We start from the raw sequence: 15,349 nt of genomic DNA on the forward strand, positions 1-15,349 counted from the left end.
GGCTGTTATTTTTCTTTTTAGGGTTTTATTTATTATGCTCTTTTAAATTCAAACGGTAATGTGCTTTGGTTCAGTAATTCACCTTTTGCTTTTTTGTATGATTTACCGTCTTTAAAGATTGCAGAAGCGTGGCTTCATTGTTGTAAATCTTCATCCGTTGCGTTAGCAGGTTTTAGAAGAGGGATTAACTTAGCATCTCCATTTACTTTTGTTGCGAACGTGTATAACTCTGTTCCTTTAATGTGTCAGCGAGTTTTTTCATTTTCTTCTGCAAAGAATGGTGATTTACCAGCTAAAATTTGGATGTATTGTTCGATAATTGATTTTCTGCTTGCTTCTTCTTTTGCAGTTTTTAAATTAGCAATTTCAATTGTTTTAGAACTTGTTCCGTATTTAACATTTAGACCTTTGTCTGCTGGTGCTGTTTCTGTTGATGCTTCAGTTTGCTTATCTTCAGTCATCTTAGAACCTTGTTGTTCTTTAGGTTGTTCTTCAGATCCTTCTTTAGTTTGAGTGAATAAATCGTTTAAGTCTGGTAAGTATTCTAATCCTGGATTTGATAATGAAACCCCACCGTTAGATAAAGTCGCTCAGTTATTTCATCCATAACCATAAAAACCGTTAAATTCTTTACCAGTTTCAATCGCTTTAAGAACTGAATATACAGCTGTATCAAGAGCTTTAACTGTTGAGAAAGCAATTGTCTTATTACCTGGGGCACCTTCTAATCTTTCAGTAGATGATAGATCTTCTTGAGCAGTATCAACACCAATGATTTGAACGTGCTTGTCTTTTTTAGCAAGAATTGAAGCTTGAGTTAAGCTTGTTTGTGGTCCTGCTACTGGATAAATTAATGATGCACCATTATCAATTAAAGTATCAGTTATAGTTCTAGCTCTTTGTTCAGTATCTTTGAATGATCCAGAAACGTCAGGAACTAAAGTATCACGACTTCCTTTATTGCTATCATCAGAAACAATTCATGAAAGTTTTTTAGCATCTTTAATTCTTGGTTGAATGTATTCGTTAAAGAAAATAGCACCTAATCTAAATCCGTTTAAGAAATTAGTTGTTGAAGGTAAAGCTAAACCAACATATCCAGAAATACCGAATGTGTCTTTTTCATCAACTTTAACAGTATGGTATCAATCTTTGTGTTTATTAAGAAGAACACCTGATGCAATACCTGTTAAGAATGCAGCACTTTCAGTTTCAAAAGTAACTGAAGAAATGTTAGTTCCGTTTTCAGCAGATTCAATTAAACCATCAACAAAAATGAAACCAAAGTTTTTGAATTCATTATAAAGAATTTCGTCCTTTAAAATTGTGTTTAGCGCATTATCTTGATTAAAACCAGTAGCTACTGCAACCTGAGAGCCATCTGTCATAATTTGTCTATAAGAGTTAATTCGATCTTGGTCTGATTTTCCAGGACGTTTTCATAATCCGTTGTTTTCAGAAATGCTGTTATCACTAGCTTCTGGAACACTATAACCTTTATCACTAAAGAATTTTCTAATTCCGTTAAATGTGCTTTCAGAGAATGATTGGTCAGCTAATGTTGATCCAGCATCTGAAACAACTAATTGAACTGAAGATTGGAATGCCAATGAACTTCCACAAGAAGCTAGAGTAGCACTTACGATTGATAATGCTCCTGCTAGTCCTATGCTTTTTGTTATTTTTTTAGCTCTCGATTTAGATTTCATGTTTAATTGCTAATTTCCTCAAAAATTATATGTATCTAACTATATTATATTATGAAAGCTATAAAAGAAAATTATTAAAAATTTTTATAAATCTGGCTAACAAGATTTTATTTCTTAGACTTTATGATTGTTTTGTTATCAAAAGCACCCTTCAAACTGAATGCATCAGCATAATCAATTGAAGAATTATACGGCAATCCCATACCCAGTCTGTAGATTTCGACATCATGATCTGCTAATAATAATTGGATGTAATTAGCAGTAGTTTGTCCATCTTGGGTAAAGTTGGTAGCAATAATTATTTTTTTAATCTTTTCTTTATTAATACGATGGATTAATAAATCAAAATTAATTTCATCAATAATTTTTTTATTCTTACGTGATATTTCGTTGTTAAGAATAAAATATTTACCATTGTAAACTTTAGCTTCTTCAATGACATGTAAATCATCATAAAAGCTAACTATACAAAGCTCATCACTGTTTCTTGATTCGTCTAAACAAAGATTACAAACTGATCCCTTTGATCAACCCTGACAAAGCTCACAAACTCTGATGGCAAACTTTGCCCGTTTGATTGTTTCAATCAATTCATAAACATAACGATCAGATTTCATTAATAAATGTTGGGCAATCTTTTTAGCATGCTTAGCACTTATTTTAGGCAGATCGCTAATTTGTTCGACTAGACTATTAAACTCATTCAGATCTCAATCTGACGACATATTATTTAAGCTAAACTAATTAAAATCCTGGAAAAGGCATTGGTGGGGTAATTGAAGATGTTAAACCATCTTTTTGTTTTTCAACATCAGCTACTGCTTCATTGATTGCTTCTGCCACCATTTCTTGTAAAGTAGTTGGATCTTCTGGATCAATTAGATCTTTATTGATTTCAATCTTAACAATCTTTAAATTACCTTTGATTGTTGTGCTGATTAGTTTTTTGTAATCGTAATTAAATTCTTTTTCTTCAAATTCTGCAAGCTTCTTTTCCATTTCGCGTTGCATTTTTTTCATTTGGTTAGCTAAATTTTGGAAGTTCATAATTAGTATTATTTAGTCTTTTTTAGTAATAAATCTTTAAGATTTTCAGCTTGTGTTTTTTGTTTCTTAATCTTTTTTAAGATCTTTACATCAAGCGAATCATACAGATTCTTATAATAATTTATTTTATCTAAATCTTTTTTATCTGTTGGTTTTAGTTGTTGGACTTTTTTGAATTTCGGACCTAAAATTTCTTTGGTTGTAGCAAAGACATAGATTTCACGATTAAAGATGTAATTAATCGTATGAACTTTGTTATTGTCATAATCATGAGCATTGATGATGGCTGCATCTTGTTCATCGTCCTTAATTAAAATTGCAGCTTTATTCGTGATTGCAAATGGTTTAGCATTTGTCAGGTATGAGTCTGAATTTTTGTATAATGCCATTTCTTTATCATTACCTTGTTGGAACTTTTTTTGCATGGCATTAAAACGCTCCGTGCCATCTTTAAGCATTAAGCTTTTATCATTAAATACGCAATAAACAATTGCATCTAAATATTCATCAATTTGTTCATCACTAAATGCTTTAAACTTATCAACAGCATTAATTTCAGCCGTGCTAAATTCTTCAGTTAGTTCTTGGGTATTATTTTCAACAATAGGTTGTTCAATCAATTCGGGTTCAGATGGTTTTTTAGTTTTTGATGCTCTGGTTTTTTTAGTTATTTGTTCTTGTTGTTCTGATTGAATAAAATCTTGTTTAATTGGTTGATCTACTTGTTTAATTAATTCAACGTTAGGTGATTTAATTGGTTGAATAAGATCTTGTTTAATCTGTTGATTAATCTCTTGTTTTTTAATCTCAACAATAGGTTTAATTTCTTGTTGTTTATCAACTTTATTAGTTCTTGTTTGATTAGATATATTTTCTTGTAATGCTAGATAATCATATCTAAAATTATTGTATTCATCAAAGTATTCAAAAACTAATAAAATTAAACTTTCTTTTAGGTTATTATGAAATGTTTTTGTTGCTAATAAATTGTTAATTTTTTCGCATAAATTTGATAAATTAACACCTCTGTAATTAATCTTTCTAACTTGATTTAAATCCAAAACTTTTAATAAGTTTTCTTTGCGGGTTCGATCAAAAATATATAGGTCTAATAAGATAGCAAAAAAGTCTTGAATAAATAAAGCAAAATTAATTCCTTTAGTTTCTACTTCATTTAATAAATTAACAATCCCTTCATAATCTTTTTTATTAATTAAATCTAAAAAACTTAGCTTGATTTCTAAATTAATTAAACCAAAAGTTTCATTAATTTTATCAAGCGTTATTTCATTGTTTTTATCATAAGCTAATTGTTGCAAAATACTTAATGAATCGCGAGCTGAACCAGAAGCTAAAACAGCAATCTTACTAATTGCTTCTGATTGGATTTTTAATTCTTCATTCTTAACAACATTATTTAAAACATCAATAATTTCTTGAAGTTCTAATTTCTTAAAATTAAAGCTTTGGCATCGTGAAACTACGGTTAAAGGGATCTTATGAAATTCAGTGGTGGCAAAAATAAAAGCAACGTGTTTTGGTGGATCTTCTAAGGTTTTTAATAAAGCATTTCAAGCACCCGTGCTTAACATATGAGCTTCATCAAGAATATAAACCTTAGTTTTTAAATTCATTGGAGAATAATTGATGGTATCAATTATCTTTCTAATTTCATCAACCCCGTTGTTGGTAGCTGCGTCAAGTTCATAAACATCTTGTGACTTGTTTTCATCAATCAATTTACAAGCAGAACATTGGTTGCAAACATCACCATTTTTTTTATCAAGACAGTTATATGCTTTGGCTAAAATTTTGGAAATCGAAGTTTTTCCAATCCCTCTTGATCCTTGAAAAATATAAGCATTAGCCAACTGATCATTAGCACTGGCTTTTAATAAAATCTTAGTAACATGAGATTGTCCAATGATTGTTGATAAATTTCTTGGACGGTATTTTTGATAAAAATTAATCATATTAATTTTTAAGATCCTTTAAGTGTTTTTGCACTAAGCAATAAGCGTTCAATAAACTGGTTAAATAAATTTCTTTGTTCTTAAACAAGATGTCTTCGACTTCAGATTGAGTCATTCATTTATTAATTGAAACCGATTCAAAAAGTGTTCCATCTGTTTTTGGTTCTTCTTGTTCTAAATTAGTTACATCAAAAATAAAACAATAAACAATCTCATTCATCTGGGTTGAAGGAACAAAATAAATCTGATCATGAAATTGGTTTAAATCAACCTTGATTCCACCTTCTTCATAGGTTTCTCTGATTGCTGCTTGTAGGGGTGTTTCGTTGGGATCAATCGCTCCTGTAATCGGACAAGGATATAGATCGTTTCAACACTTCTTACTTTTTAATTCTGGTTGTGGTTGGTAATGAATTAAATACATTACTTCATCACCAACATGCTTAAAACATAATGAAGCAATGCTATTAACTGATTTTCTTTGAGCATAGATAAACCCTTTATCAGTTTGATAAAGGTTTAATCATTCAGTTTCATGCAGCAATTTATCTTTCATAAGAACTTTATTGTTATTGATATTATTTTAATTTTGTTGTTTTGATTTTAATTTATGTTTTTGTTGTGTGAGTAGTTTGATAAACAAAACAAGAACATTATGGCTCTAATGTTCTTGTTTATTTGTTTTAGTATGTTTATGATTATTGAATTAATTTAAGGGTTTTTGAAATTCTTGATAATGTCAATGGATATGAGATTAGAGCAAAGAAATCAAAGAAAATACTTAATGATAAAACTACCTTTAAAGAATCAAAATCATAACTGTAGAAGTTTTTCTGGCTACTGATCTGACTGCTAATCAAGATGCTTGCTAATGCAAACGATCGATAAATCGAACTGAAAATAATATAGACGATGATAACAGCAACGAAGATTGCATTATATAGGTTTTGAGAAATACCAATTTTTTCAATGCTTAGTGTTTGTGTTGAATTAAGAATTCAAAGCACAGCTAATCCTAATGCACCTAATGCAATGATTGTTGATAATAATCCTAGAACAGTGTTGGTAATACTGAATTTCTTTAAGCGTGATAATGTTCAAGTATCATACTGTAAAGAAAATTCTCCTTCGGTTGGTTCTTGTTCTTCTGGTTGATAATCAGGGTTGCTATCAGCCAGAGCATTTGCGTCTTTTGCTTCTTGTTGTTTTCTTAATGTTTCTTCATCAACAACAACTAGCTTTGTTTCTAGCTTCTTACGCATATACTCTTCAAGAGTCATGCCAGAAGGATGCATTGCTGGTTGAACTTGTGGTTGTTCTTGTTGTGGTTGCTCAGCTTGGGTATTCTGTGCTTGAGTTTGTGGTTGTTGTTCTACAGCAGGTTGTTGGTTTGCAGCTTCTTGATTTGTTTCTTGCTGAACATTATTGTTTTCATATGTTTGTTCAGCTTGTGGTTGTTGATTGTATTGTTGGTTGTTAAATTCTGTTGTTTGAGTTGCTTCGGTTGTTGGTTGAACAACTTCACTATTGAAATTAGTTGGTTGTTGTTCAACAGGTGGCACATTCATTTGTGCTTGATTGTTGTTGTTATTAACTTGATTATTGTTGTTAATTGGAGCAACTGGTGGCTGAACTTGTTGGTTTGGTTGTTGGTTTTGTAATTGAGGTTGAACTCTTTGTTGAAGATTTTGATTTACTGGTTGTTGGGGTTGAACTCTTTGTTGAACGTTCATTCCCTGTTGGTTCATTCCTTGTTGGTTAACAGCTCCAGGTTGTTGAATATTATTTCTTTGTTGTTGAGGCTGTTGGGGTGGTTGTTGATTTTGATTCGAATTAGAAGCTGATCTTTGATTATTATTTTGTTGATTATTATTTTGAGCGTTATTTTGAACGCTATTATTATTTAAATTTGGTCTAGGTGTATTAGGCCCCATAACAGGCGGTGTTTGCATCCTGTTTGGTTGTTGGGGTTGTTGCGGATTTACTCTTGGCGGCATTTTAGGAGGTTGCGCAGCTGCACCTTCTTTTTTAGCATGCATGCCAATGATTTGTGCCTGAGCTTGATACATATTGTTATTAGCTCTTGGCTGGTTATTATTAATATTTACAGCGGGCCTAATTGCTTGCTGCAAATTGTTATTTTGATTTGGTGGTAGATTCGGCTTCTGGTTCATAGTTTAAACTATTTAAGGCTTACTTCTATTAATTTTAATAGAATATAAAAAAATAAGACAATTAGAATAAACTAATTATCTTCTAGGTATGTCACAGCTTTATTAGTAATCTGACGTCCTTTTAGGGTCTTTTTAATTAAATTCAGTTTAATTAAATAAGGCTCAATTTTCGATTCAATGGTAAACGGATCAATACCACTAATTAACGATATTGATTTCAATCCTAAATATAATTTAGGGTTATTATCAAAGGCTTTTAGATATTCTAAATCAAGGTTTGATAAACCGTATTTATGAATATTAAGTTTGTTAAGAATGACATCAATTTTTTCATTTGGATTAAATAATTTAAAATCCATAACTCGTTTATAAATTCTTAATGCATTTCTTGGTGTGCCTTTGGAATTAATCGCAATCGTTTGACACTCATGATCATTTAATTTAATCTTATCTTTCAGATTAGCTGCTTTTATAATTTCATAAATTTCTTCATCTTGATAATAATCAAGTTTTAATAAAATGCCAAAGCGTTCTTCTAATGGATCAATAATCCGACCATACATTGTTGTTGCTCCAATTAAGGTGAATGGTGGTAGCTTCATTCTGGTAAATTTCGAATTAAATTCTTTACCAATTAAAATGTCAACAACATAATCTTCCATGATCGGAAATAATAGTTCCATTATTGTTGGGTTTAATGAATGAATTTCATCAATGAATAAAACATCATTTTTAGATAATAACGAAAAAGCGTTGAGTAAATCAGCAGGTTTTTGAATTTGTGATGCTTGTAAGATCTTGATTTTGGATTTTAATTCATTTGCAATAATTTGCGCCAATGATGTTTTGCCAACACCAGGTGGTCCATAAAATAAGACATGATCAAGAGCTTTATTTTGGTTAATCGAAGCATTAATAAAAGTTAAAAGTTTTTGCTTTAACTCAACCTTACCAATAAACTCATCAAAATTTTTTGGTCTAGCTAACTTCATTGGTTCTTAAACCAATTTGTTTAATAATCATGGCCACTAAATCAGCTGAGTCACTAATTAAATTTTCATTTAAATCAATTTGACACAAAGCATCTTCAATCTGTTGTTGCTTATAACCTAATGTCAATAAACAATCAACAGCTTCAACAATTAATTCTGATGATAGTTCATTGTTTTTATTTTCATCATCAGTTTTATTGTCATCAGATTTGCTATCAAAATTATCTTGTTTTTGATTATTAGTTTCACTTGGGAAATAATTCTTATTAGCAAGATCTGACATTAATAAAATTGTGGCAACTTTTTTATTAATGTTTTCAAGTTTCATCAAACCATTAAGATCATTGTTTTTAATTAGATCAATAAGCTCATTGGTTGGATTTGCCATAATGTTAATTGCTGTTTTTGGACCAATACCATTAATTGTTAATAAACTCTTGAAAAACTCTTTTTCTTTAAGGGTTTTAAAAGCATAAATTTCATTGCTAATCATATTATTTTGATTAACAACGCTAAGTTGATGAATAAAAATTAAAGCATTGCTTTCAGTTCTACTAAAACCACTGTTAGGTTTTACATTAACTCAATAACCTCAGTTATTGGATACAAACAACATTTTTGTGTCTGTTACATATTCTATTTTTGCATATACAGAAGTAATCATATTTAACTCCTGTTAAAGATATGTCAAAAACTCTAAGAAAGAACAATTTGATTTTCTTTAGCTACTTGTTTCATCTTAGTTAATAAGATGATTAGTTTATTTAAACACTCTTCATACAAACCGTTATCATATAGTTGTTTGTAGAAATCACTAGCATATTTTCTAATGTCTTCTGCTTCATAAATATATTTATTTAAGAACATAAAACACTGATCACATAACTCTTTTAGAGCCACTTCTTTCATTAAGGTTGTTAGTGCTAGAATAAAACTCTTTTCAATGTTTTCATGTAAAGCATCAAACTTATTAATATTTTCTTTGTAATTCTTATATAAGTTTGATTCGATCTGAATTAATTGATTGTTATTTTCTGAAATCATTTTGTATAAATTATCATTCTTGATTTCATTATCTTGGTAATAATTCTTAATTAATGCAAATTGCAGTTTTAAGTTATTCGTATTAAATAAGAAGTTTTCATAAATTGCAATATTATCAGCAATCGTTTTAATTAAAACTTCCAAACTATCATTTAATTTAGATGCTTGAATGGCAATATTGTTGATTAGTTGTAAATAATTCTTATGCGTGATTGTGCGTTCGTTTTGATAATTAATCTGTTCAATCAGCATTCTTAAATGTCCAGATTTAGTCGTTAATTCTTTGATTTGTTCCATTAACATTAAATCTTTAGTAAAGTTATTTAATAACTTATCTAATTTGGTTTTTAATTGATCAAAGTTGTTAACAAAGTGACTAATTCAATAATTAAATGATTCTTTAATGACGCTAATTGTCGCTTTTGATTTGGTTTCGATTTCTAATTCTTTTCTTAATGGAGCAATCAGATTTAACTTATCATCCAATACTCTTTGAGCGTCTTTAAATTGACGGTTCATTAATAGATCAAAAACATTTACTAGATCTTTGTTAGCATAATTAACTTTGATTAGAATTTCTTTCTTTCTTAATTCACTAAAGTTAGCATCTTTTTCTAGAATACTGCATGAATAATTAATATCACTTAGATAGTATTTTAATCTTACTCTTAACTTGTTAAGTAAGAAGTAAGTTTTACACATCTTAATTAATGCTGGTAGATTGTTTAATAAGTGATCAACAACGGCTAATAAACGTTTGTTTAATAACATTGTGGCTGAATCTTCTAGTTCCATTAAACATTTAGAAAAACTATCTACCATTCTTAATAATTCTTCGTTATCAAATGTTGGTAAGATGTGACGTTCTAAGAATTTATTTAATTTATCAAGCAATTCTTTGAATTGAACAATTAAAGCTGATGAATTATTTTTATATCCAGATATATCACCTTTGATTTCAGTAAAAGAACGATCTAAGCTTTCAGCTTTATCTAAATAACGGGTGATTTGTATGCTGGCTTTTTTGGTATATTCAAAGTCAAAATGATAATCAAAATTACTTAATTCTTTGATTGGTTCATAAACTGATTCAATCTGTTCTCGATAAAATTTATTGAACTTATTAACATATTCAACAACATACTTTAAATCTGATCTGCGATCGGCTAATTTAGTTAGTTGTTGAATTGTTAAACTGTAATTTTTTGCCGATAAAACGTTATATTTTTCTCTGAATTTATAGTTGCGATTTATTGAACGACGAACTCTTAAAAAAATAACAAAATAGGCACCATATAATACAACAACAATTAGTGCAACAATGCTTAGCACTATGATCAAAATTGATTGTATGTTTAGTGATCCTATTTGTCTATTCATAAATAATTATTGATGGTGTTTTTTGATTAATTCATCTAATACTTGAACACTGATATTTGGGTTGGCTTGACCGTTAGTTTTTTTCATTAACAAACCAATTAATAATTTTTCAACGCGTTCTTTACGAGTGTCATAATCTTTTAGAACTGAAATATTTTCTAATAAGATTGGTTCTAGCAATTCTTTGATCTGACCTGGATCTTTGATTTGCTTCATGTTTAATTTATTAGCCACAACTGATGGTGATTCATTAGACTTAATCACTTCATCTAACACGGTTTTTGCTTGTTTTTGGTTAAGATCTTCATTTTTAACCATTAATAATAGTTCGGCTAAATATTCAAATCAAGCATCTGAAATTTCTTCGATTTTTAATTTTAATTTATTGGTTCTACCAATAAATTCAATTAATAATCATTTAGCAACAAAACTTAGATCATTCAGTTTTTCATTAATCTGATTTAGCTTTTGATAAAGTAAGCTGTTATCTAATAATAAATCAACAAACTGAGCATCAACACCACTTTGAATTAATGTGTTTTGTAATTCTTGAATATCAATTACTTTTATAGCATTAGCTTCATTCAAGAATTGTTCGTCTAACATGATGCCTAAGATGTTAGGTTCTAACATGTAACGATAATCAACAGCATCAGTTTTTTCACGCATGAAGATTGTTTCATTAAGTTGATCATCATAACGCATCGTTGCTTGAATTACACCTTGGTTTGATAATAATAGTTGTTTTTGCCGTTCAATTTCAAAATTTATGGCTTTTTCAACATTATTAATTGAGTTAATATTTTTAATCTCAACTCTGGTTCCATATGACTTAACACCAAACGGACGAATTGAAACATTCACATCAACACGCATTGAACCTTCTTCTAATTTAGCATCACTGATGTCGTTAAAAATTAAAATTCTTCTTAGGTTAGTTAAGTATTCTTTAACTTCTTTTCCACTTTCAAAAACAGGGTCAGTAACAATCTCAATTAAAGGTGATCCTGCACGGTTGAAATCTAATAAAATTTCATTATTTTGGTTTAGTTGTTTAGCAGTATCTTCTTCAATATGAAATCTTTGAATCGGAACTTTTTTATTAGTAATTTCAATATAACCATCAGTGGCAATTGGATGGTGTTGTTGGGTGATTTGATAGCCTTTTGGTAAATCTTGATAGAAATAATTTTTTCGATCAAATTTTACGAAAGTATCAACATTTTTCATATGTAAAGCTTTAGCTAACACTAAAGCTTTTTTAACTACCAAAGCATTGGGTTCAGGCATTGTTCCAGGTAAACCTAAATCAATTGGATGAACGTTGATATTAGCAGCATCGCTGTGTGAATTTGCAGCTGGTGAAAACATTTTAGTTTTTGAATTAACTGCAACATGGACTTCAATTCCAATAATTGGTTCAAAATTACGCATTGATGCTGCCTCCGATTTTATCTAATTCAGTTTCAATTAAATATGCTGTTTGTAAAACTAAATCATCCTTAAATTTATCAGATACTAAGTTTAGTCCGATTGTTAAATTATCAGCATTTTTAATCATTGGAATTGTAATTGAAGGATGACCACCAAAGTTAGCAACACACAAGAAATCATCGATCACGCCGTTGGTATAACTACCATCTAAAATGTCTTCAATTGGTGCAGCAAAATCACTAGAACCTAATGAGAAAATAACATCAACATCTTTTTTAGTTCTTTCGAATTCTTCAACAATTAAACGACGAACTTTTTGAGCTTTTTTAAACAATGGTTCGTAATTTTGCGCTAAAGTGATGTATGCTCCAATGGTAAATCTTCTTTTAATTTGATTACCTAAAAATTGGCTTCTGGCATTAATTGTTTTTTGTTCATAATTTTCACCATCAGCTTTTTGTCCAAAAGTAATACCTGATAAATTTGCATAACAACTATTAGCTTCTGGATAACTGATCATCTGATAAACAGGACCAATTGCTTTTAATAAATCTAGATTGAATTCTAATTCAACAATTTCAAACTTATTAGTTTTTCTTAAAAAATCAAGTGTTTGTTTTCAACCAGTTAATACGTGTTCATACATAAATGGTTCTAGATTTTTGTAATATCCCAATCTGATTTTTTTATTATGATCAATTTTTAGTAATTGATCTAATAACTTCAAGTTTTGTTTTTGTGATGTGAAATCTTTGGTATCAAATTGGTTTAAAGCATCACTAACAATTGCAATGTCAGTAACAGTTGAAGCAAACACACCAACATGGTCTAATGATGGTGCATAAGGATAAACTCCATAACGTGAGATTAATCCATAAGTTGGTTTAAAACCAACCACCCCAGTTAAACTGGCTGGTCTTCTAACAGAATCACCTGTGTCTGTTCCAATACTAAAAGCAACCGAACCATTGGCAACACTAATCGCACTTCCAGAAGAAGATCCTCCTGGTGCATATTTTTTAGATAACGGGTGGTAAGTATAACCAAAACCTGAATCTAACCCTGTGCCACCTAGACCAAATTCATCCATATTAGTTTTAGCAATCATCAAAGCACTCATGCTATCTAAAATCTTGTATACGGTTGCATCATAAGTAGGAGTATATTCTTCTAAAAAACGTGATCCGCCTGTGGTAATCATGTTTCTTGTTGAAATATTGTCCTTTAAAGTATAAGGGATATATGCTAATAATGAACTATTAAACAATTCATCATTATGGTGTTGAGCCTTATAAATTGAGTTGTTATCATTAACATATAAATAAGCATTCGTTCAACGATACTTATCAATTAATTTTAATGATTTATGCACTAGATCAGAAGGAGTGATTTCTTTATTTCTTAATTGTTCATTAAGCTTTAAGATAACTGATTTCATAAGCTATACCTTAACAAAGTCTCCTTTTGTTTCTTTTGCTGTTTTTTTAATAATATCTTTGTCAGTGCTATAAACATCATTATCATTTCTTAAGGTATTTGAACTACTTTCAATTGGATAGTTCATTGCTTTAATGTAGGTAGTATCAATCTTTTGCACTTCTTGGAAGTTTGATAAAATGTCATCAAATTCTGATTGTAGTTTGTTAATTTGTTGATCATCTAATTCAAACTTAACCAATCTGGATAAGCGTTTTAATTCTTCTTTATTTATCTTCATATCATTGCCCTTTTTCTTACTTGTTCATTTTTTAATAAATAATGGTGTATTTAGATCTTCAATTAGTTCGTCTTCATAATTATATTTCATAATCGGTTGGATAATCATGATCACAGGATAAATCACGATGATATCAATTAAGAATAGTGATGGTGATACGATTAATCTAATTGAAATTCAAAAAGCATAAGGCTGACCAGTAATCTCCTTATCAAAAATTGGTAAGAAGAATAAGTTAATTAGTGTTGCGTTGATGGTGGCTAGTGATACCAATGAAACCAATGAAGAATATCAGTTTTTTCTAGCATCAATCCGAATAATACTCTTATGGTTTGAGTGTGGTTGAGTTTTGTGAGAAAAACCACTTAAGTTGTTGGAATGATTAAATGTGGTTAAACGATAAACTAAGAAAGTAACCCAGATAAAGATGATCGTGCTGATGCCAAATCCAATGATGATTCAATTAAAAATTGTTGATGAAATTTTGGTATCTGCAATTCCTGGAATTGATAAATCAAAGCCATTTTTTGCCACAATTTCAGGCATTGATGAAATCAAGAAGGTGGTGGCAAAAATGCTAATTAATACCAATACACTTAAATAAATTGATAATGAAAAATTACGGTATTTTGAATATTTTGATGTGGTTAATAATGCTCTGATCATTCCTGAAATCAAACCAGTTAGCACCGCTACAACAAAATATCCATAATGGAAAAATCCAGCTGATAGTGTTACTGCTAACAGATCAATAATCACACCAGATATCATTCCAATGATCGGGCCGAATAGTAATCCTGAAATTTTTACCAATACAGTCTCAATAGAAACCCGTGTTCCTGGATAAACTCTGAATAAGATTGAGGCCAACCCACCAGTAACAGCACTAATTAATAAAATGATCGCCACAGCAATCGCAATTACCATCGCAATGTTCGTCATACCAGTTACTGATACTCTGGGAATTGTATAGTAGCGTTTTTTACGAACAAAAAAATAGTAGAGTTTTTTAGCCATTGCTAAAAATACTACTAACCCAACAATAATAGCAAATACCGCCATAGCAAAAGAACTATTTGGCTGGATAAACTGTTCAGTCATAAAGCTTTATGTTATGTGATATTATAAATTATCGAATTTTAAACTGTTTAATTGGCTAAATAATTTCTTTGTTATTTTTTACTTATTTAAGATCTAAAACCACTTAATTGGTTTTAGATTGTTTTTAATTAAAAGTTCATTAACAGTTTTAAAGTGATTGTTGTTAAAAAATTGTTTGGCACTAAAAAAGCTTGGATGAGCTGATTTAAGTTGATAATCAATCTTTAAATCAGCAACAAAGTTTTGGGCTTTTGTTCCTCATAATATAAAGATTGGTTGGGGGTTTAGGTCTAATAATTTTATTATTAAATCTTTGATTAAAAATTCTCAACCTTGATTAATATCACTTAATGGTTTTTTATTTTGCACGGTTAAGATCGTATTAATTAATAAAATATCTTGTTTGGCTCAGTTTGTTAATGAAGCATCAAATTGTTTAAAATCAATTGCTTGATTAAAGTTATTTGATAGTTCTTTAAGAATATTTCTTAATGAAACAGGGATCGTTTTATTATAAGTTCCAAAACACAAACCATTGGCTTTATTAATGTCAGCATAAGGATCTTGACCGATGATTACTACTTTAGTTTTTTGATAATCAAAATAGTTAAAGGCATTAAAAATTAATTCCTGTTTAGGAATTAATTCGTTATTTTTATTTCTTTTAATCAACAATTCATTCAGAGTTGAATAAATATGTTTGTGATTGTTAAAAAAATCAAGAATTAGATCTTTTCAATTGGTTGATAATTGATTGATTAGTTGATCTAACATGATT

At 29.6% G+C, this 15,349-nt stretch carries 13 protein-coding genes; all 13 read right to left on the bottom strand.

Translation table 4 applies throughout. From position 1 onward, the window contains the following. Positions 1-32: 32 nt before the first annotated feature. Complete coding sequence (locus tag JJE79_RS03150) at positions 33-1,709, bottom strand: BMP family ABC transporter substrate-binding protein (RefSeq protein WP_222926186.1); 1,677 nt, start codon at positions 1,707-1,709, stop codon at positions 33-35. Between the two features lie 107 nt (positions 1,710-1,816). Continuing rightward, a complete protein-coding gene (gene recR / locus JJE79_RS03155) occupies positions 1,817-2,434 on the bottom strand; it encodes a recombination mediator RecR (RefSeq protein WP_222926188.1) in 618 nt (205 codons plus the stop codon). A 19-nt stretch (positions 2,435-2,453) separates the two neighbouring features. Next, the gene (locus JJE79_RS03160) at positions 2,454-2,756 is read right to left on the bottom strand and encodes a YbaB/EbfC family nucleoid-associated protein (protein ID WP_222926190.1); all 303 of its coding nucleotides are present in this window, start codon (positions 2,754-2,756) and stop codon (positions 2,454-2,456) included. A gap of 8 nt (positions 2,757-2,764) precedes the next feature. After that, entirely contained in the window at positions 2,765-4,729 is a 1,965-nt protein-coding gene (dnaX, locus tag JJE79_RS03165; protein WP_222926192.1) for a DNA polymerase III subunit gamma/tau, read from the bottom strand. Between the two features lies 1 nt (position 4,730). Beyond that, positions 4,731-5,285 (bottom strand): NUDIX domain-containing protein, encoded by a 555-nt coding sequence (locus JJE79_RS03170; RefSeq protein WP_222926193.1) that lies wholly within the window; start codon positions 5,283-5,285, stop codon positions 4,731-4,733. 142 nt (positions 5,286-5,427) lie between these two features. Continuing rightward, on the bottom strand, positions 5,428-6,903 hold the full coding sequence (locus tag JJE79_RS03175) for a hypothetical protein (protein ID WP_222926195.1): 1,476 nt from the start codon (positions 6,901-6,903) through the stop codon (positions 5,428-5,430). Between the two features lie 71 nt (positions 6,904-6,974). Beyond that, on the bottom strand, positions 6,975-7,895 hold the full coding sequence (gene ruvB / locus JJE79_RS03180) for a Holliday junction branch migration DNA helicase RuvB (RefSeq protein ID WP_222926197.1): 921 nt from the start codon (positions 7,893-7,895) through the stop codon (positions 6,975-6,977). Further along, positions 7,882-8,559: a Holliday junction branch migration protein RuvA gene (gene ruvA, locus JJE79_RS03185; protein WP_222926199.1), complete on the bottom strand. Its 678-nt coding sequence runs from the start codon at positions 8,557-8,559 to the stop codon at positions 7,882-7,884. Before ruvA ends, ruvB begins: the two co-directional genes overlap by 14 nt. 32 nt (positions 8,560-8,591) lie before the next feature. Beyond that, a complete protein-coding gene (locus tag JJE79_RS03190; RefSeq protein WP_222926201.1) occupies positions 8,592-10,319 on the bottom strand; it encodes a hypothetical protein in 1,728 nt (575 codons plus the stop codon). Between the two features lie 6 nt (positions 10,320-10,325). Continuing rightward, the gene (gene gatB / locus JJE79_RS03195; protein ID WP_222926203.1) at positions 10,326-11,753 is read right to left on the bottom strand and encodes an Asp-tRNA(Asn)/Glu-tRNA(Gln) amidotransferase subunit GatB; all 1,428 of its coding nucleotides are present in this window, start codon (positions 11,751-11,753) and stop codon (positions 10,326-10,328) included. After that, positions 11,746-13,191 carry an amidase family protein gene (locus tag JJE79_RS03200; protein WP_222926205.1) on the bottom strand — a complete coding sequence of 482 codons (1,446 nt, stop codon included), beginning with the start codon at positions 13,189-13,191 and terminating at the stop codon, positions 11,746-11,748. The genes gatB and JJE79_RS03200 overlap by 8 nt, the downstream gene beginning before the upstream one ends. A 3-nt stretch (positions 13,192-13,194) precedes the next feature. After that, positions 13,195-14,571: an Asp-tRNA(Asn)/Glu-tRNA(Gln) amidotransferase subunit GatC gene (gene gatC, locus JJE79_RS03205; protein WP_222926207.1), complete on the bottom strand. Its 1,377-nt coding sequence runs from the start codon at positions 14,569-14,571 to the stop codon at positions 13,195-13,197. A gap of 93 nt (positions 14,572-14,664) precedes the next feature. Next, positions 14,665-15,345 carry a uracil-DNA glycosylase gene (locus tag JJE79_RS03210; RefSeq protein WP_222926209.1) on the bottom strand — a complete coding sequence of 227 codons (681 nt, stop codon included), beginning with the start codon at positions 15,343-15,345 and terminating at the stop codon, positions 14,665-14,667. Positions 15,346-15,349: the final 4 nt, after the last annotated feature.

This window comes from Mycoplasma sp. E35C (assembly GCF_019873825.1).
Taxonomy (GTDB): Bacteria; Bacillota_I; Bacilli_A; order Mycoplasmatales; family Mycoplasmoidaceae; genus Mycoplasmoides.